Below are 19,467 nucleotides of genomic sequence, written 5' to 3'. Positions count from 1 at the left end.
ACCTATGGCAGCTAAAAAATCATCTCCCTTGAAGATCATTCCGCTCGGCGGCCTTGACGGCATCGGCAAGAACATGACGGTCTTCGAGTGCGGCGACGACATGGTGCTCGTCGACGCCGGTCTCATGTTCCCGGATGACTCCCAGCCTGGTATCGATCTGGTGCTTCCCGACTACACCTATGTTCTGGAGAACGAGGAGAAGCTCCGCGGTATCGTCGTCACCCACGGCCACGAGGACCACACCGGTTCGCTTCCGTACCTGCTGCAGGACCTCAACAATAAGGTGCCCATCTTCTCGAGCAAGCTGACGCTTGGCTTTATCGAGGGCAAGCTTTCTGAGTTCCGCATCCGCGCACCCAAGTTCCGCGAGGTCAAGGGCGGCAGCCATGTCAACCTCGGCGGCATCTCGCTCGACTTCTTCTCGATGACGCACTCCATCCCCGGCGCTCTGGGCGTGTTCATCCGCACAAATCAGGGCACCGTTATGCACACCGGCGACTTTAAGCTCGACCAGACGCCCATCGATGGCGTCACGCCCGACTATGCCGCTATCAGCCGCTTTGCTAAGCAGGGCATCGACCTACTGCTTTCCGACTCCACCAATGCCACGGTTCCCGGCTTTACCAAGTCAGAGGCCGAGGTTGGTCCCAACCTGCTGCACGCCATCAAGAACGCCCCGGGTCGCGTGTTCGTCGCGTCGTTCTCGAGCCACATCCATCGTTTGCAGCAGATCTGCGATGCCGCCCGCAAGTGCGGCCGTAAGGTCGTTGTGACCGGTCGCTCCATGCTCACTAACACCCGCGTGGCGCGCGAGCTTGGCTACCTCAACATCGACGACGCCGATATCATCGATGCCTTTGACATTGATAACCTGCCTGACGACAAGATTGTCGTCATGTGCACCGGTTCGCAGGGCGAGCCGCTGTCGGCCCTGTCCCGCATGGCCAATGGCGAGCACAAGACGCTCTCCATCCACGAGGGCGATACCGTTATCCTCTCGGCAACTCCTGTTCCCGGCAATGAGAAAGCCGTCCAGCAGGTCGTCAACAGCCTGGCCAAGCTCGGCTGCGACGTGTGGGATAAGAACCGCGCTCTCGTTCACGTTTCCGGTCACGGTAGCCAGGAGGAGCTTAAGCTCCTGATGGCCATGGCCAAGCCCACGTACTTTATGCCGGTTCACGGTGAGGCCGTGCATCTGCGCGCCCATGCCCAGCTGGCCCGCAAGATGGGCATCAAGGATGATCACATCTTTATCCTCGATAACGGCGACACGCTCGAGATGCGCGGTGGTATCGTCAAGCGTGGTACGCCCGTCGAGTCCGGCGTCGTCTACGTCGACGGCCTGCGTATCGGCGATACCGACCCCATCGTCCTGCGCGATCGCCAGAAGCTCGCCAATGACGGTATGGTCACGGCCGTCGCCATCGTCTCGCTCAAGCACAAGAAGATTGAGGCCATCGAGTTCTCGGGCCGCGGCGTCTCGTTTGCCATCGACGACCAGTTCTCCGAGGATGCCTCCGCGTCTATTATGAAGACGATTGAGAAGGGCAAGTTCAGCTTTACGAGCAGCGGTTCCGATGCCATTCGCAAGGCCGTGCGCGACTCGCTCTCTAACTTTATCTGGAGTCGTACGCGCACTCGTCCGATGATCATCCCGGTCGTCATGGAGGTTTAGTTTGGCGCGCGGATCTGCACAAAACGCCAAAGGCAATAAAGCCAACAACCAACCGGCATCTGCTAAGGGTGCCGGTTCCCATCTTCGTGCCAATAAGGGCCACGAGACCGACTTCGACGATTTTGAGCCCCTGGTCGAGCCCTCGGCCAACCGCGATATCGCCGGCGTGGTCATCGCCGTTTTGGCGATTGCGTCCTTCATTGCCGTGATTTCGCCGGCGACTGCACCCGTTACGGCTGCGGTTGCCGGTTTCTACCACCTGGGCTTTGGTCTGGGCGCCTACGTGCTGCCGATCGTTATTTTGCTGTTTGCCGCCACGCTCTTTTTAGGCGAGGACTCGCCGCTCAACGTGCGCTCTGTTGCGGGCGGAGCCGTGGTCTTTATCGCCGTCGTCTCCATTCTTTCGCTGATGGTGCCGGGTACGAGTGTCTCGTGTGACCTTATGTTCACGCCGCAAAATTTGTCCGCCTCGGGTGGCTACATCGGTGCGTTTATTGCGAGTGCGCTGCAGAATGCCCTGGGTAAGCCTATCGCGATGGTAGTCCTGTTGGGCCTTGTCGTCGTGGGCTTGGTCATCATCGGCTTTTCGGTGGGTGGCGTGCTGCGCTCTGCTCGCGACCGTGCGGCCGATTTTGCCGAGCGCCGTCGTGCCGATGTCAACGCCAGCCCGTGGGGTGACGACGAAGCCCTGTCGGTGCCCGGCGTTGCCCGTCCGCACCTGAGCATTCTTCGTCAAAAGGGCTCCGATGCTGCCGTGACCACGGTCATGGACAACGATGTGGACCCGGTTTTGGACGATGACGACGAGGACGAGAATCCGTTTGTCGACGTGTCCGAGTCGGTTGAGGTTGAGCGCGCTAAGACGACGCTGCTGCCGCGCCGCCATGCCAAGAAGGGCAAGGCTGCGCCTAAGCTCAATACAAGCGAGCCCGACCCGTCTTGGTCCGATAGCGAGATTGAGCTCACCGAGGGCGATGACGAGGACGACGAGGCTCCGATTGAGACCGCAAAGACAACTTTGCTGCCGCGTCGCCATGCAAAGCGCGACCAGGTAACCGGCCAGCTTTCGATGGAAGACGACCCCGATAAGATCGACGAGTTCGAGCCGCCGTTTGCCGTGAATCCTGTCTCGGCAGCACCTCAGATTCCCGACTTCTTGAAGCATCCCAAGGTTGCCGATGCGCCTGCCTCGAGTGCCGTCGAATCGGCTGCGGCTAGCGATGGGGGAGCGGACGGTGGCGCCGCAGATAACGAGGGCGAAGAAGAGGACGGCCTCAAGCTTCCGCCGCTCGAAATCCTGCATGCCAACCCGCAGTCGGCTTCCGCCGCGTCTTCGGACAAGGAGTTGGAGCAGACCGCTGAGTCACTGCAATCCACCTTGCTTGAGTTTGGCCGCAGTGCCCGCGTGGTCGGCTGGATCGCCGGCCCCACGGTGACGACCTTTAAGCTGCAACCTGGTGAGGGCGAGCGCGTGAGCAAGATTTCGAGCCTCGAGGACGATATCGCGCTTTCGCTCGCTGCCCAGTCGGTACGTATCTTTGCCCCGATCCCCGGCACGTCGCTCGTGGGTATCGAGATCCCCAATCGCAAGCGCCAGAACGTCAACCTGGGCGACGTGCTGCCCTATGTGAAGGGCGGTCCGCTCGAGCTGGCCATCGGTCGCGATGCCGAGGGTACGCCGGTCGTCGCCGACCTCGCCAAGATGCCCCACCTGCTGATCGCCGGCACGACCGGTTCTGGTAAGTCGGTGATGATCAACTCCATCATCACGACCCTGCTCATGCGCGCGCTTCCCGAGGACGTTCGCCTGATCATGGTCGACCCCAAGCGCGTCGAGCTTGCGGGCTATAACGGTCTGCCGCATCTTTACGTGCCTGTAGTGACCGAGCCCAAGCAGGCCGCGAGCGCTCTGCAATGGGCCGTGTCCGAGATGGAGCGTCGCCTGAAGGTCTTCGAGCGTCTCAATGTACGTAAGATCTCGACCTATAACGAAAAGCAGGCCGCCGGCGAGTTTGAACATTACGATAACCCGCCGCAAAAGATGCCCTATCTGGTCATTATCATCGACGAGCTCTCGGACCTGATGATGGTCGCCGGTAAGGATGTCGAGGCCTCGATCGTGCGTATTGCTCAGCTGGGCCGTGCCGCCGGTATCCACCTTATCGTGGCCACGCAGCGCCCGAGCTCCAACGTGGTGACGGGCCTCATTAAGGCCAACATCACCAACCGCATCGCCTTTAACGTCGCCACGGGCATCGACTCGCGCGTCATCATCGACCAGATGGGTGCCGAAAAGCTCACCGGTTTGGGCGACATGCTGTTCTCCAAGGTCGACTGGGGCAAGCCTCGCCGTATTCAGGGCTGCTTTGTCTCGGACGATGAAATCAACGAGATTGTCGAGTTCGTCAAGTCGCAAAGCGAGCCCGACTACCATGAGGAGATCCTGTCGGCTGTGGCGCCCGCTTCCATGTCCATGGCGGGTGGCGGCATTGTCCGCACCGGAGTTGCCGAGCCGCAAGACGATGATCCGCTCATTTGGGAAGCCGCCCATATTGTGGTGGAATCGCAGCTGGGCTCCACATCTGGCCTGCAACGCCGCCTTAAGGTTGGCTATGCGCGCGCCGGGCGTATTATGGACATGCTGGAAGAAAAGGGTGTCGTCGGTCCGCCCGACGGTTCCAAGCCGCGCGAGGTCCTGCTGGACGAGGAGGGGCTTGCCGCGCTGGAATCTGTCGACGCCGAGATGGCACGTGAAGATCGTGAGTTTGGAGGATTCTGATGGCTGCACGCTTTGGTGACATGCTGCTCGAGCAGCGTCGCCGAATGGGCCTTTCCATTCAGCAAGTCGCCAACACCATCAAAATCAGGCCGCAGATCATCGAGTTTTTCGAGACTGGTAACTTTGCTTCGATGCCGCCGCGCGGCTATGCGCAGGGCATGATTTCGAGCTATGCTCGCTTTTTGGGCCTCAATCCGCGCGAGGTCGTCAATGCCTACTTTGACGACCTGATGGCATACGAACGCGAGACGTCCCAGCAGGGCGGTCGTTTTCAGGACGCCGCCGGCTACGTCAATTCGCGTTCCTCGGTGGACAACGGGCGCTTCCTGATGGTTCAGGGCGGTCGTTCGACCCGCTATGGACAGCGTCCTCAGCAGGCCGGTTATATTACCGAGACGGGTTCAGGCGAGGAGATTCGCTCACAGCGTGACCGGTTCCGCAGTACGCCGATGCCCGAGGACCGTGCGCTTCCCGCTGCCCGCGGCGTGGCGCGTGACCCTCGTGCCGGCTACGGCGACGGTGGCTATTCCGATCGCGGTTACCGTGGTGCCTCTGTGGGACGCTCTCGCGGTGGCTATGCGGATGCCGATACCACGCAGGTGACGCCGCGTCTTCGCTCTCAATCACAACCGTATGGCCAGCGCTCCTCGGCTTCGCGTTCGGGCCAGCGTGGCTATCAAGGCCGCGGTGAACTTGCGCCCCGCTCGGGTCAGCGCAGCCTTCAGGGCCAGGGCGGCTATCGCGGCCGTTCCGATAGCAATCGCGGTCGTATGTCTCAGGGAAGCGGCCGCAGCAGTTCCGGTCGTGGACGCGGCGGATCACGTACTCCTCAAAACAACGGGCTCGATCCGCGTATCGTCTACGCCGGCATCGGCGCCGTTGCGCTGCTGTTGATTGTGCTTATCGTGGTGCTTCTGCGCGGTTGCGCATCTTCGGCGCCCGAGAACACGCCCGAGACGCCCACTGCTACCAAGATGACGACCAAGAAGTCTTCTAAGAAGACCGAAACGGTTGACGAGGACGAAGACACCGATGAGGCGACGGATGAGTCGACCGATTCGGACGCCACCAAGACGACGGCTAAAAAGGAAGAGAACGATGTAACGAAGGTCAAGGTCTCCGTTGCCAAGGGAAAGACCGCGTGGATTGAGGTCAAGGTCGACGGCAAGTCGGTCTATGGCGCCCAGGCGACTGGCCCCTTTGAGCAGGAGTACACGCCCGAGTCCTCGATCGAGATCACCACGTCCAAGCCTTCCGATGTCACCGTTACCAAGAACGGTGAAAAGGTTCGTTACGATACCAAGACCTCGGGCGTGGCGCGTGTGACGATCACCGTTCCCAAGAAGGAGACGACTGATTCCGAGAATGGTGAAAGTTCTGATGGTACCGACACCACCGATGGTACCGATACCACCGACGGTACCGATGCCCAGTCCACGGATGGCGCCGATACCGCAACTGACGGTCAGACGCCCACCGATTCTACCGACTATTCGTACGATAGCTACTAAGCCGCTCGTACGCGAAAGGAAACATCATGGCTAAAGATTCCAGCTTCGACGTCGTGTCCGAGGTCAACATGCAAGAGGTCGACAACGCCTTCCAGCAGACCACGCGCGAGATTTCCCAGCGCTATGACCTTAAGGATTCTGGCGCCACGATCGAGCTTTCGAAGGGCGACAAGCTCTTTACGATCAACGCCCCGGCCGACTTTGTCTCCAAACAGATTATCGACGTGTTGAGCTCCAAGCTCATCAAGCGCGGCATCGACCTCAAGGCTGTCTCGTGGGATGCTCCGCAGGCGGCGTCGGGCGGCACCGTGCGCGTGCTCGGCCATATCGTCGAGGGTATCGACCAGGCGACCGCCAAGAAGATCAACAAGGACATCAAGGACCAAAAGCTCAAGGTCAAGGTGACCATCGAGGCCGACAAACTGCGTGTTTCCTCTGCTTCGAAGGACGCGTTGCAGACCGTGATCCAGTTCCTGCGCGACCAGGACTACGGCCAGCCGCTGCAGTTCACCAACTACCGCTAATATCAATCGAAAGGACCGCTCTCCAACATGGATACACCGTTGGGCTCCGTGCTCTACATCACCCTCGGGTGCGCTAAGAACGAGGTTGACACCGACCGCATGCGTTCTCTTTTGACCGCCGCGGGCTACGAGGAGGCATTCGACCCGCAGGATGCCGATATCGCCATCGTCAATACATGTTCGTTCCTCGCCTCCGCAACGTCCGAGAGCATCGAGACCACGCTCGAGCTCGCCAACGAGGTTCAGGACGGCGTTCGTTCTTGCCCCATCGTCATGTGCGGCTGCGTGCCGTCGCGCTATGGCGATGACCTGCCTGACGAGCTGCCCGAGGTCGCTGCCTTTGTGAAGGCCGACGAGGAAGACGGCATCGTGGCGGTCATCGATGGCGTGCTGGGTGTCGAGCGTGAGATTGCAGCCTATATCCCGCAGGTCAAACGTACCGTCGAGGGTGCTGTCGCCTACGTCAAGATTTCCGATGGCTGCAACCGCTTCTGCAGCTTCTGCATGATTCCCTACATCCGCGGCCGCTATCATTCGCGCAATGCCGAGAGCATCATCTCCGAGGTGCGCGACCTGGTTGCCGGCGGTGTGCGCGAGATCGTGCTGATCGGCCAGGACACGGGCATCTGGGGTACCGACTTTGCCGACGAGGACGTCGCCGATGGCTCGCCGCGCAATCTGGCGCAGCTGCTGCGTGCCGTCGCCGAGGCCGTACACCCGCACAACGTCTGGGTCCGCGTGCTCTATCTGCAGCCCGAGGGCATGACTGACGAACTCATCGAGACGATTCGCGATACGCCCGAGGTGCTGCCCTATATCGATATCCCCGTGCAGCACTGCGACGCGTGCATTCTTAAGGCCATGCGTCGCTCCGGTTCGCGCCAGGAGCTCGAGGATCTGTTCCGCGACCTTCGCGAGCGCATCCCCGGCATCGTGATTCGTTCCACGGCCATGGTCGGCTTCCCGACCGAGACCGACGACGAGTTCCGCGACCTTATCGACTTTATGGACACCGTCGGCTTTGACTACACGAGTGTCTTTGCCTACTCGCGTGAGGAAGGTAGCCTGGCCGCCAAGATGGAGGGCCAGGTCGATGAGGAGGTTAAGCTCGAGCGCGCCCAGGAGGCCATGGACCTGGCCGAGTCGCTCGGTTTTGCCGCCACCGCCGCCCATGTGGGCGAGCGAGCCCAGGTAATCGTCGACGGTATCGAAGAGACCGAGGATGGCGCCGAGCTGATCGGCCATGCCTGGTTCCAGGCGCCCGATTCCGATGGCGCGGTGCATCTGGACGCCAGCGAGGCGTCCGTGGGCGATATTCTGACCGTCGAGTTTACCGATAGCTTCTGCTACGAGCTTATCGGTCATGTTGTGGAGTAGGAGAGCGTCGTGGCTAACGAGAGTAATAAGGAACTGACGAGTGTCTGGACGCCCGCCAACATCGTGACGTGCGTTCGCATCGTCTTTATCCCGGTGTTCATGATCGTGTCGGCGCTTTCTCACACGAGTGTTGCCGGTACGGATTGGAGCACCTTCGACGGCCCGCTCGCCGCCGCTGCCTTCATTCTGTATGTGATCCTGTCGTGCACCGATAAGGTCGACGGTTATCTGGCGCGTTCGCGCAACGAGATCACCGACTTCGGTAAATTCTTGGACCCCATCGCCGATAAGCTGCTCGTGTTCTCGGCCCTGCTGCTGTTCTTGGATTTTGGCGCAGTGACCGTGTGGTCCGTGTTCATTATCCTGTTCCGTGAGCTTCTGGTGAGCGCCCTTCGCATGGTCGCGAGTGCGGCCGGTGTGGTCGTTGCGGCCGATAAGCTCGGCAAGTACAAGACGGCAACCACGATGGTCTCCATTTGCGGTTGCCTGTGCGTTTTTGCTATGGCCGGCTTGCACCTTGGCCCGGTGGCGCTAACGCTCGGCATCTACTCGGTGTCGCGCTTCCTGTACGCCGTTGCCGTTGTCCTGACCGTTATCTCGGGCGCCCAGTACTTCTGGAACTGCCGCAAGATCGTCTTTTCGGTCTAGGTCCTGGTGGGTATGACGGACTCTTTTGAGCAGATTTCCGCACATAACGAGGAGCTGGCGCGTGATATTGTCGAGCGCGCGAGCGCTCGGGGCGTGACGGTTTCGACGGCTGAGTCGCTGACGGCGGGTATGATCGCCTCGACGATTGCCGATATCCCGGGCGCCTCGGCGGTGCTGCGTGGCGGTGCGGTGACCTATTGCGATGAGATTAAGCATCGCGTTCTTGGTGTTGAGCAGGAGACGCTTGACCGCTATACCGCGGTGTCGCATCAGACCACGCGCGAGATGGCGGTGGGTTCGCTGGAGCTGTACCAGAGCGATATTGCAGTGAGCGCAACGGGTTATGCCGGCCCCGGCGGTGGCACTGAGGACGATCCGGCGGGCACTTTCTATATTGGCTGGGCGCATCGTTCCGCCGATGGGGGCGTGCCGGTTGTGGACTCTGTGCGCTGCCACTATGAGGGCGACCGTTCGTGTGTTCGTGCCCATGCGGTCACGGAGGCATTGGGTCGCATTGCCCTTGTGCTCAACTCTATGGAATAGACGTGTTTTAAGGGGCCTTCGAGCCCCTTAATTGTGGAGATAGGGACCTTAGGCTCATTTGGCGTTTGTGCTGGTTGTAGATGTATTTTTGCCTGCCTTGTTCATATTTGGTCCTTTGTGGTCAAGCATTTGGTCAGTGTTTGGTCGGCGTTTGGTTGGGTTTTGGAAAGACCGCCTGCATATGATTGGCCTGAACGGTTGACCACGAACAGCCGTTCGTTTATTATCGATGCAGGTTGTTAAGAGGAGGGCTATTCATGGCCAAGAATTCAGGTCCCGTACGTACCGTTCATGCTCGCACGACGGGTAAAGAGCGCGATGAGATGATCGCCACCACCAAGGCCGAGATCGAGAAGAAATTCGGCCAGGGTTCCATCATGAGGTACGGCGACGGTGGTCCCGAGCTCGAGGTCGAGGCCATTCCCACGGGCGCCCTGGCCCTCGATGCCGCGCTGGGTATCGGCGGCGTGCCGCGCGGCCGTATCGTCGAGATTTACGGTCCTGAGTCCTCCGGTAAGACGACGCTTTCGCTCGAGATTTTGGCAGAGGCCCAGGCAATGGGTGGCGTTGTGGCATTTATCGATGCCGAGCATGCGCTCGATCCCACGTATGCCGCGCGCATTGGCGTGGATATCGACGAGGTACTGATTTCCCAGCCCGATACGGGTGAGCAGGCGCTCGAGATCGTTGACATGCTCGTGCGTTCCGGCGCCATCGATGCCATCGTCGTCGACTCTGTCGCCGCGCTGACCCCGCGTGCCGAGATCGAGGGAGAAATCGGCGACACTACGGTCGGTCTTCAGGCTCGCCTGATGAGCCAGGCGCTCCGTAAGCTCGCCGGCTCGCTTTCTAAGTCCAACACGACGTGCATCTTCATTAATCAGCTGCGTGAGAAGATCGGCGTCATGTTCGGCAACCCCGAGACTACGACGGGCGGCCGCGCCCTTAAGTTTTTCTCTTCGGTGCGTATCGACATTCGCCGTATCGACAGCATTAAGCTTAAGGACGAGGTTATCGGTAACCGCGTGCGCGCCAAGGTCGTTAAGAACAAGGTGGCAGCTCCGTTCCGTTCTGCTGAGTTCGACATCATGTACGGTACGGGCATCTCTAAGGAGGGCTCGATTCTGGACATGGCTGTCGAGTGCGGCATCTGCAAGAAGATGGGCTCCTGGTTTGCCTATGGCGAGGACAAGCTCGGCAACGGTCGCGAGGCCGCCAAGGCGTTCCTGCGCGAACACCCCGATTGCGCTGACGAGATTGAGCATAAGGTCCGCCTTGCCTGCGGACTTGAGTTTGATGACGATGCTCCGTCCGAGGTCGAGCTGACCGATCAGCCTGCGCCTGAGGAGTTTGACGAGCTTTACGCCATCGATGGTTCCGCCATGCTCGATGATGACGACGAGTAGCGGTTACGCTCATGTCGTATACGGTGACCGAGGCCACGGTCGTCTTTCCCGATAAGAAGGCGGCCTCCTCGTTCTCGAGCGGGTATGCGTCCAAAAAGCCTTGCGCACATATCGATTGTGAGCTTGAGGGCGGTTTTGAGCGGTCCATTTGGATTCCCGTGCGGGTCGCGCGGCTGTATGTCAAAAACCGCCCCGATCTTCCCTGTGATTGGGACAACTTCCGTGAGGCGGTGCAGCTCATTGAGCGTAAATGTGCACTTACCATGGTGACCGAGATGTTATCGCGCCGCGACCATGCGACGGGTGAGGTCCGTGACAAGCTGGCTCGCTACGGCTTTCACCAGCCTGCGATCGATTTCGCCGTCGAGCGCGCCACCGAGTATCGCTTTTTAGACGAGAGCCGCTTTTGCTCGTACTTTATCGAGGAGCGCAAGCGGCGCGGTTGGGGACAGCGCAAAATCGAGACCGAGCTCAAGCGACGTCATGTCGTGCTCGATGACATTCCCGGTTATCCCGAGGATTATTTTGCCGTCGAAGACGATTTGACGCGTGCGTCAGCCCTGCTCGCCAAGCGTCGTGTTCCAGAGACGCGCGGATTCGAAAAACTGGTTCGGTTTTTGATGGGCAAGGGCTTCTCGTATCACATCGCCGCCGATGCCGTTAAGGCACGTCTCGATGCCGAACGCGAGGAATGTGCAGTTTAGGCGTATGCGCTTTGTTGCCCTGCCGTTCACCGCGTTTTAGCCGCCGTGCTGGGGCCATTTATTTGACAGTTGTTGTGGTTCAACGTACGATAAACACTGTCATTTGCTTTGTGATATGTGCTCATCTGTGATGAGTTTGTTTATATGATTATCTGTATCCGACCCGCATAAGCTGCGCCCATATTACTCAAATGTCGCGAGCCGTTCGTAAGGACGGTTCGCTTTGTTGTGTAACGAATCCATAAAAAGGAGTGAGCATGCCTATCATCGCAGCGCTCGTTGGCATCGTTTTGGGTGCCATCGCCGCCATTGCCTACATGCGCACCGCCAAGCAGGGTAGTCTTCACGAGGCCGACGAAAAGATCCAGTCGGCACACGCACAGGCTGAGTCCCTGATCGGTGATGCTAAGCGTCAGGCCGAGACCCTCAAAAAAGAGGCTCTGCTCGAGGCTAAAGAGGAGATCATCAAGAACAAGCAGGCCGCCGAGGCCGAGGACAAGCAGCGTAAGAGCGAGATTCGTACGCTTGAGAACCGCGTGATGCAGCGCGAGGAGTCCCTTGATCGCCGAAACGACGCTCTCGACAAGCGTGAGCACCAGCTGTCCAGCCAGGCCGGTCAGGTCGAGAAGCGCTCCCGCGAGCTTGAGGAGCTCTGCACTAAGCAGACCTCCGAGCTCGAGCGTATTGCCGACCTTACCCGCGAGGACGCCCACAAGGAGCTCCTCGATAAGGTTCGCGGCGAGGTCACCCACGAGGCCGCCACGATCATTCGCGAGTCCGAGCAGCAGGTTCGCGCCGAGTGCCACAAGACCGCCCAGGAGATTCTGTCCCTGGCGATTCAGCGCTGCGCTGCCGACCACACAGCCGAGGTCACCGTTACCTCCGTGCACATTCCCTCTGATGACCTCAAGGGCCGTATCATCGGTCGCGAGGGTCGCAACATCCGGACCTTCGAGCAGGTTTCCGGTGTCAACCTCGTGATCGACGATACGCCCGAGACCGTCGTTCTTTCGAGCTTCGACCCGGTCCGTCGTGAGACCGCTCGTGTTGCCCTCGAGAACCTCATCGCCGACGGCCGCATTCACCCCGCTCGCATCGAGGAGATGTATCACAAGGCTGCCGACCTGGTTCAGCAGCGCGTGCGCGAGGCTGGCGAGCAGGCTGCCTTCGATACCGGCATTCACGACCTGCATCCCGAGATCGTCAAGACCCTTGGTGCCCTGCGCTACCGTACTTCGTTTGGTCAGAACGTGCTTCAGCACTCCCTCGAAGTCTCTGACCTGTGCGGCGTGATGGCTTCCGAGCTTGGCCTGGACGTTGTGACCGCCAAGCGCGCCGGCCTGCTGCACGACCTTGGCAAGGCAATCGACCACGACGTCGAGGGCCCGCATGCCGTCATCGGCGCCGAGCTTGCCCGCCGTTATGGTGAGAAGCCCGTTATCGTCCACGCTATCGAGGCTCACCATGCCGATGTCGACCCCAACACGGTGCTCGATGTCCTGGTACAGGCCGCCGATGCCGTCTCCGCCTCTCGCCCCGGTGCCCGTCGCGAGTCTGCCGAGAACTACATCAAGCGTCTTGAGAAGCTCGAGGAGATTGCCAACTCCCATGAAGGCGTCGAGCGTACCTATGCCATGCAGGCTGGTCGCGAGGTCCACGTCATGGTTCAGCCGGACAAGATCTCCGATGCCCAGTCCACGGTCCTGGCTCACGATATCGCCCATCAGATCGAGGAAGAGATGGAGTATCCCGGTCAGGTGCGCGTCGTCGTGATTCGCGAGAGCCGCGCTGTCGATATCGCTAAATAACATGAGCGACGCGAACGAGCTCATCTCATTTATCGCGTCGATGTCGGGGGAGGGCAACCTTCGCGTCGAGGAGAACCTTGGCGAGGGGTATGTCCGCCTCCGCGTTTCGGAGGCCGAGCGGCGCCAGGCAAAACACGACATTCAGCATGTCGAGGATATCGTCATCGAAATGCTCCGTAATGCTCGCGATGCCGGCGCCGACAAGGTCTATCTCGCCACGACCAAGGAAGATGGCGTCCGCACGCTTATCTTTCTGGATAACGGTTCGGGCGTTCCGCAGGATATGCAAGAGCGAATCTTCGATGCCCGCGTTACCTCCAAGCTCGAGAGCATGAAGATGGACCGTTGGGGCGTTCACGGTCGTGGCATGGCATTGTTTTCGATCAAGCAGAACACCGACGAGGCCCGTGTGGTCACGTCCGGCGTCGATCTTGGTTCAGCCTTTAAGGTGAGCGTTGCAGCCGACCGCCTCAGTGAGCGTGCCGATCAGTCCAGCTGGCCCCAGGCCGTCAAGGATGAGGACGGACGTTATGTCTGTGCTCGCGGCCCGCATAATATTATTCGCGCTGCCTGTGAGTTTGCGCTCGAGGAGCTGCGTGGTTGCGATGTCTATCTTGGTTCTCCGTCTGAGATTGCCGCGACCCTTTATGCTCAGGCGTCAAGTCGGCTCGATACGTCTCGTCTCCTGTTTATTGATGACGAGAGCGAGCTTCCGGTTGTCGATCGTTTAGGCCTTGCCTCTGATGCCGAGGACTTTATTCGTATCTGCTCGGGTTTGGGTCTTGAGATGTCCGAGCGCACGGCACATCGCATTTTGGCAGGGCAGATTAAGCCCGTTCGCGGTGTGACCGCGCGTCTGCTGCGCGAGCGTGATTCGTCCTCGCATGCGCCGGCTCCTGTCGATCTCGCGAAGGATCGTCGCGGGCTTCGTATTGCCAAGGATGACATGGCACAGTTTTCGCGTGCTGTGGAGCGCGACTTTAATGACCTTGCCGCTCGGTACTATCTCAACCTTTGCGGCGACCCAAAGATTCGCGTTTCGCGTGATCGAATCACTGTGACCTTCGATCTTGCCAAAGAGGAATAGTGCCTTTACCGAGTCCACTCGGTACGATACAGTTATTGCAGTTAAAACGTACTTTTAAACGCAGGAGTTTCTTCATGGATTGCCTGAAGGTATCAAGCAAATCATCGCCCGCGTCCGTTGCCGGCGCCATCGCCGGCATGGTCAAGGATGGTGTACCCGTCAACATCCAGTGTGTCGGTGCCGGTGCTGTCAACCAGGCCATTAAGGCCGTTGCTATCGCGCGCGGTTTTTTGATTCCAACCGGTTTTGATATTTCCTGTGCGCCCGTGTTCTCCGACATCCTCATTAACGGGGAGTCGCGCACGGCTATCCGCCTTTCTATCTACGTTCACCAGATCAATCGAGCCGCTATGGATAACGTCGTCATGGATGATGTTAAGCCTGTGGCATAGCTTCTGCTTGCCTCGATTCGCCTCCCTTCCATCGTTAGGACTTATGCACATGGACCAGCGTTCCGTACGCGATATTCTTGCCGGTAAAACCTACTTTATCCGCACCTTTGGCTGCCAGATGAATCAGCACGATTCCGAGCGCGTGAGCGGTCTGCTTGATTCGTATGGCTGTCTCATGGCGCTCGATCCCGCGCATGCCGATATCGTTGTCTTCATGACATGCTGTGTGCGTGAGGCCGCCGATACTCGCCTGTACGGTCAGTGCAATTCCTGCAAAAGCCTGCCGCCTTCGCCTTCGGGCAAGCGTGTGGTTGCCGTGGGCGGCTGCATTGCGCAGCGTGATGGCGAGGGCCTGCTCATCAACGTCGATAACGTCAATGTCATCTTTGGCACGCATTCTATCGCACATGTGGCCGAGCTCATTGCCGAGGCGTTCCTTGACGGCAAGCGTCATATCCGCACCAATGAGCATGAGGATACGGATGCCATGAGCATGCCGTGGCATCGCGAGACCCAGTATCACGCCTGGGTGCCCATCATGACGGGCTGCAATAATTTCTGCACCTATTGCATCGTGCCGTACGTGCGCGGTCGCGAAAAGAGCCGCCCCTTCGAGGAGATTGTCGACGAGGTGACCGGTTTGGTGCGCCAGGGCGTGCGTGAGATTACGCTGCTGGGCCAAAACGTTAACTCATATGGTCGCGATCTGTTTGGCAAGCCGCGTTTTGCCGATTTGCTGCGTGCCGTGGGCGATACGGGTGTGGAGCGCATCTTCTTTACGTCTTCGCATCCCAAGGATCTGCTGCCCGAGACCATCGACGCCATGGCCGAGACGCCTGCTGTTATGCCGCAGCTGCACCTGGCCGTCCAGTCAGGTTCGACGCGGATCCTCAAAGAGATGAATCGCCGTTATACACGCGAGGACTATCTGGGCCTGGTCGATCGCATTCGCAACCGCATGCCCGATATCGCGCTCTCGACTGACATTATCGTTGGCTTCCCGGGCGAGACTGAAGAAGACTTTGAGCAGACGCTTTCACTTGCCGAGACGGTCCGCTATGCCCAGGCCTATACCTTCATCTATTCCAAGCGCGCCGGTACCCCGGCCGCAGAGATTGACGATCCTACGCCGCATGAGGTTATTCTCGGGCGTTTCAACCGCCTGGTTAAGGTTATCGAGACCACGGCACATGAGTATAACCAGGGTGAACTTCATACTGTGGTTCCGGCGCTCATTGAGGGAACGAGTAAAAAGAACGACGCGGTCCTGCTGGGCAAGAGTCCCAAGAATCAGACCGTGCATGCGCCTATCCCCGAGGGTTACAGCATCGATCAGCTTGTTGGCAAGATCGTTGATGTTGACGTTGACGTTGCCAAGACCTGGTATTTGTCCGGCTCCGTTGTGGGCGAGCCGCGCTAATGGTTTCTTCCGGGGCAGGTCTTTCCGCCGTTGCGATCGTCGGTCCGACGGCGGTTGGTAAGAGTGATGTTGCCGACCGTTTGGCAGCTCGTCTTTCGTCCGAAGTGCTGTCGTGCGATGCGATGCAAATCTATCGCGGCATGGACATCGGTACCGCAAAGATGGCGCCCGATGAGTGTACGGCGCCGCTGCGTCTCGTCGACATTGTAGAGCCGGGTGTGGCGTATTCTGCGGCGCTTTATCAGGCTGACGCTCGCGCGCATGTTGAACGTCTCCTTGGTTCGGGTTGTCTGCCGGTTTTTTGCGGAGGTACGGGGCTGTATCTCAAGGCCGCCCTCGATGAAATGGACTTTCCTTCGGGTGAACTTGAGGACGATCGTCGTATGGGCTATCAGGAGCTTGCCGAGCGTATTGGCGAGGAAGAGCTGCATGCCCTGCTTGCCGAGCGCGACCCAGAATCGGCTGCTGTTATTCATCCCCATAATGTGCGCCGTGTGATTCGTGCGCTCGAGATGCATGATGATGGTATTTCCTATGCACAGCAAAAAAGTCAGTTTAGTGTTCCGCGCGAGCATTATCATGCCCTATGGTTTGGTCTGACGCGTAATCGCGAGGTGCTCTACGAGCGCATTAACCTGCGTGTCGATATGATGTTTGAGCAGGGTCTTGTCGATGAGGTTCGCGGTCTTATGGACCAGGGGCTGGGAGATGCCCTGACTTCGATGCAGGCAATTGGCTATAAAGAGATCATTGATGCTTTCAATGGCGTGATTTCTATGGATGAGGCTCGCGAACTCATCAAGATGCGTTCGCGTCGCTATGCCAAACGTCAGCTTTCGTGGTTTAAGCGCGATGACCGTATCGTGTGGTTTGATATGGACGAGTTTACGATCGATGAGGTCGTTGAGGACATCCTGCATCGTATTGAGGCTGCCTAATGGCCCGTTTCCCCCTTGTTCCCACGGCGCCCGAGCCCGAGCGTGCCATATTAGTTGGTGTTGAGTGGCGCGACAATGCATGGCCGCTCGATCGTTCGCTTGACGAGCTTGAGCGCCTGGCCCATACGGCTGGCGCCCAGTGCGTGGCGCGTTTGTCACAGCGTTTGGTTAAGCCGTATCCAAAATCGTTTATCGGTTCCGGTAAGGTTGAAGAGCTGTGCGGCCTGGTGCATCGCATGGATGTCGATGTTGTTATCTTCGACGACGACCTGACGCCCTCGCAGCAATCCTATTTGGAGAAAGCCGTGGGCGAGCCGGTAAAGATTATCGATCGTACAGCACTGATTCTGGATATCTTTGGCCTGCATGCTCAGACGCGTGAGGGACGCCTGCAGGTACAGCTGGCGCAGCTTCAATATCTGTTGCCTCGTCTGCGCGGCATGTGGAGCCATCTTGCCAAGGAGCAGACGCGTGGCGGCATCGGTTCGCGCTTTGGCCAGGGTGAAAGCCAGCTCGAGGTTGACCGTCGCTTGATTCGCAATAAGATTGCCGCGCTTCGTCGTGAGCTTAAGCAGGTTGAACAGCGTCGCGATGTCCAGTCCAAGAGCCGCATTGAGTCACCGGCGTTTCGCGTTGCGTTAGCCGGTTATACCAATGCCGGTAAATCGACGTTGCTCAATCGCCTGACCGGCTCTACGGTACTTTCGCAGGACAAGCTGTTTGCTACGCTCGACCCGACGACGCGTTCGTATCGCCTGCCCGGCGGTCGCGGCATGACGATTACCGATACCGTCGGCTTTATTCAAAAGCTGCCGCATGGTCTGGTCGATGCCTTTAAATCGACGTTGTCTGAGGTGTTGGGTGCCGATTTAATTCTCAAAGTCGTGGATGCGTCTGATGAGGACTATGAGCGACAGCTTGAGGCTGTCGACCGCGTGCTTGATGAGATCGGTGCCGGAGAGCGTTTAACGCTTACGGTGTTCAATAAAATCGATCTTCTCGATAGCGTCGATCGATTGAGTTTCCGTCGTCGTTATCCGGAAGCTGTTCTGTTCTCGGCCCAGACGGGCGAGGGACTCGACGATCTCGTCGACCGTATTGCTCGTGAGGCGGCTGCCACCGATGTGTTGCTCTCCGCTGATATCCCGTATCGTGAGGGCGCCCTCATCACGCTGGTGCATGAGCAGGGAACCCTTCTGCATGAGGAATATCTAGAGGACGGAGTTCGCATTGTGGCGAAGTTGCCGGCCCGAATCGCGCCGCGTCTAGAGCGTTACCGCACCGAGTAGGCGAGCTCCAAAATGCCCAGAATGATGGGCTGATGCAGCAGATAAAAGGGGAGTGCATGACGTCCAAGGCTGGCGAGCGCCGGCAGGGGGTTGGCGTAGGCCCAGCTTGGGGCGGTCTTACCGATTCCCTGCGCTATGTGTGCGGCGAAGTATCCTGCAAGATACATAAAGATAAACGGGATGATGGGGTAGTAATCACCTGAGATAAATCCAGGGCTCGGAAATCCTAGCCACGCCAGGTATGGGACAGGGTAGGTCGTCTTGGGGATGCTCCAGGTGAGGGCGAACAACACAAGTCATAGGGACATGCCCCATCTCGCCGAAATCTTTTTAAGGACGGGATCGGTCAACGCGACGATGCCGGTACATGCGGCCATACAGTAGATGATGCCAAAATTAACCGAATCGTCTACTGAGACAAGTGTTGTTGCCAACCAGACGACGAGTGCTGCTAAGGCGTATTTGGCGGCACGTTTGATATTGTTGCGCGAAAGAGTGCACATCCAACCCGCGATAAACAAGAATACCCAGCTGATGCTGGCGCGCTAGATGTCTTGAAAGACAGTCTGGGTAAACCAGGGCATATCCCAACCGTACAGGTAGGCGAGATCGTAGCAAGCGTGAAAACCTGTCATTGAAATCATCGTAAACCCGCGGACGGTATCAAAGATGGTGATGCGTTTTTGCATTACGAGAACCGGCGCATCAAGCCGACGACTTTGCCCAAGATAACGGGATTCGTTGCATAGATAGGCTCCATGGTGTCATTCTCGGGTTGCAGGCGTACGCGTCCCTGCTCCTTGTAGAACGTCTTGACGGTCGCTGAACCATCAATCATGGCCACGACAATTTCGCCGTTCATGGCACTCTTTTGTTCACGGACGATGATGTAATCGCCATTGAAGATGCCGACATTGATCATTGAGCTCCCATGCACCTCAAGGATAAAGGAACCCTGATCGGTGGCGATTTCGGTCGGGATAGTAAAAGTGTCTTCGATATTCTGCTCGGCCAGAATGGGAATCCCAGCCGCGACGCGACCAACGAGCGGTAGCGAGACCGTTCCGCGAGGTGCGGTGGGCTCGTCAGATTTAGAAATTGAGACAGAGGAACCGTCCTCGTTAAAGAGTTCCAGGGCGCGCGGTTTGGTGGCATCGCGCTTGAGTAGCCCGCGCGCCTCCAGGGCAGATAGATGGGCGTGCACGGTGCTGGGGGAGGAAAGGCCCACAGCAGAAGCCATCTCGCGCACGCTGGGCGGATAACCCTTCTCCTGCTGATATTCCTTGATGAAGTCGTAAATTTGCTGCTGACGCTTGGTAATTTTGCGAGCCATCAGGGCATCCTCTCTACCCATGTCAAACAAATG

General features: G+C 58.6%; 16 protein-coding genes and 1 pseudogene. 15 read left to right on the top strand and 2 right to left on the bottom strand.

The window, feature by feature from the left end; translation table 11 throughout:
• Positions 1-4 precede the first annotated feature (4 nt).
• The 15 genes from AAAX32_RS07435 (at position 5) to hflX (ending at position 18,101) form a co-directional block, all read left to right on the top strand.
• Positions 5-1,675 carry a ribonuclease J gene (locus AAAX32_RS07435; protein WP_006235967.1) on the top strand — a complete coding sequence of 557 codons (1,671 nt, stop codon included), beginning with the start codon at positions 5-7 and terminating at the stop codon, positions 1,673-1,675.
• Between the two features lies 1 nt (position 1,676).
• Positions 1,677-4,454: a DNA translocase FtsK 4TM domain-containing protein gene (locus tag AAAX32_RS07430; RefSeq protein ID WP_349100402.1), complete on the top strand. Its 2,778-nt coding sequence runs from the start codon at positions 1,677-1,679 to the stop codon at positions 4,452-4,454.
• Positions 4,454-5,965: a RodZ domain-containing protein gene (locus AAAX32_RS07425; protein WP_349100401.1), complete on the top strand. Its 1,512-nt coding sequence runs from the start codon at positions 4,454-4,456 to the stop codon at positions 5,963-5,965. The genes AAAX32_RS07430 and AAAX32_RS07425 overlap by 1 nt, the downstream gene beginning before the upstream one ends.
• A 26-nt stretch (positions 5,966-5,991) precedes the next feature.
• Complete coding sequence (locus AAAX32_RS07420) at positions 5,992-6,489, top strand: YajQ family cyclic di-GMP-binding protein (protein WP_022094699.1); 498 nt, start codon at positions 5,992-5,994, stop codon at positions 6,487-6,489.
• A gap of 27 nt (positions 6,490-6,516) precedes the next feature.
• Entirely contained in the window at positions 6,517-7,866 is a 1,350-nt protein-coding gene (gene rimO / locus AAAX32_RS07415) for a 30S ribosomal protein S12 methylthiotransferase RimO (protein WP_349100400.1), read from the top strand.
• A gap of 9 nt (positions 7,867-7,875) precedes the next feature.
• On the top strand, positions 7,876-8,514 hold the full coding sequence (gene pgsA, locus AAAX32_RS07410; RefSeq protein ID WP_349100399.1) for a CDP-diacylglycerol--glycerol-3-phosphate 3-phosphatidyltransferase: 639 nt from the start codon (positions 7,876-7,878) through the stop codon (positions 8,512-8,514).
• Between the two features lie 12 nt (positions 8,515-8,526).
• Positions 8,527-9,057 carry a CinA family protein gene (locus AAAX32_RS07405; RefSeq protein ID WP_349100398.1) on the top strand — a complete coding sequence of 177 codons (531 nt, stop codon included), beginning with the start codon at positions 8,527-8,529 and terminating at the stop codon, positions 9,055-9,057.
• Between the two features lie 257 nt (positions 9,058-9,314).
• Positions 9,315-10,463 carry a recombinase RecA gene (gene recA / locus AAAX32_RS07400; RefSeq protein WP_022094695.1) on the top strand — a complete coding sequence of 383 codons (1,149 nt, stop codon included), beginning with the start codon at positions 9,315-9,317 and terminating at the stop codon, positions 10,461-10,463.
• A gap of 11 nt (positions 10,464-10,474) precedes the next feature.
• Positions 10,475-11,167, top strand: coding sequence for a regulatory protein RecX (locus AAAX32_RS07395; RefSeq protein WP_082437769.1), 693 nt, complete (start codon positions 10,475-10,477; stop codon positions 11,165-11,167).
• Between the two features lie 257 nt (positions 11,168-11,424).
• Positions 11,425-12,975, top strand: coding sequence for a ribonuclease Y (gene rny, locus AAAX32_RS07390; protein WP_055309902.1), 1,551 nt, complete (start codon positions 11,425-11,427; stop codon positions 12,973-12,975).
• 1 nt (position 12,976) lies between these two features.
• Positions 12,977-14,062 carry an ATP-binding protein gene (locus tag AAAX32_RS07385; protein ID WP_349100397.1) on the top strand — a complete coding sequence of 362 codons (1,086 nt, stop codon included), beginning with the start codon at positions 12,977-12,979 and terminating at the stop codon, positions 14,060-14,062.
• A gap of 74 nt (positions 14,063-14,136) precedes the next feature.
• Entirely contained in the window at positions 14,137-14,454 is a 318-nt protein-coding gene (locus tag AAAX32_RS07380; protein ID WP_006235982.1) for a stage V sporulation protein S, read from the top strand.
• Between the two features lie 49 nt (positions 14,455-14,503).
• Positions 14,504-15,874 (top strand): tRNA (N6-isopentenyl adenosine(37)-C2)-methylthiotransferase MiaB, encoded by a 1,371-nt coding sequence (gene miaB / locus AAAX32_RS07375; RefSeq protein ID WP_349100396.1) that lies wholly within the window; start codon positions 14,504-14,506, stop codon positions 15,872-15,874.
• Complete coding sequence (miaA, locus tag AAAX32_RS07370; protein WP_349100395.1) at positions 15,874-16,812, top strand: tRNA (adenosine(37)-N6)-dimethylallyltransferase MiaA; 939 nt, start codon at positions 15,874-15,876, stop codon at positions 16,810-16,812. The genes miaB and miaA overlap by 1 nt, the downstream gene beginning before the upstream one ends.
• The gene (hflX, locus tag AAAX32_RS07365) at positions 16,812-18,101 is read left to right on the top strand and encodes a GTPase HflX (RefSeq protein WP_195363354.1); all 1,290 of its coding nucleotides are present in this window, start codon (positions 16,812-16,814) and stop codon (positions 18,099-18,101) included. Before miaA ends, hflX begins: the two co-directional genes overlap by 1 nt.
• Here hflX and AAAX32_RS07360 read toward each other — a convergent pair.
• Both AAAX32_RS07360 and lexA read right to left on the bottom strand, forming a co-directional pair.
• A pseudogene (locus AAAX32_RS07360) lies at positions 18,086-18,790 on the bottom strand (heparan-alpha-glucosaminide N-acetyltransferase). The gene hflX and the pseudogene AAAX32_RS07360 overlap by 16 nt on opposite strands.
• On the bottom strand, positions 18,790-19,434 hold the full coding sequence (lexA, locus tag AAAX32_RS07355; protein WP_040359862.1) for a transcriptional repressor LexA: 645 nt from the start codon (positions 19,432-19,434) through the stop codon (positions 18,790-18,792). The pseudogene AAAX32_RS07360 and the gene lexA overlap by 1 nt, the downstream one beginning before the upstream one ends.
• Between the last annotated feature and the right edge of the window lie 33 nt (positions 19,435-19,467).

It is taken from the genome of Collinsella sp. CLA-ER-H3 (assembly GCF_040092425.1).
GTDB lineage: Bacteria > Actinomycetota > Coriobacteriia > Coriobacteriales > Coriobacteriaceae > Collinsella.
This window is presented reverse-complemented; position numbering and strand designations above follow the sequence as displayed.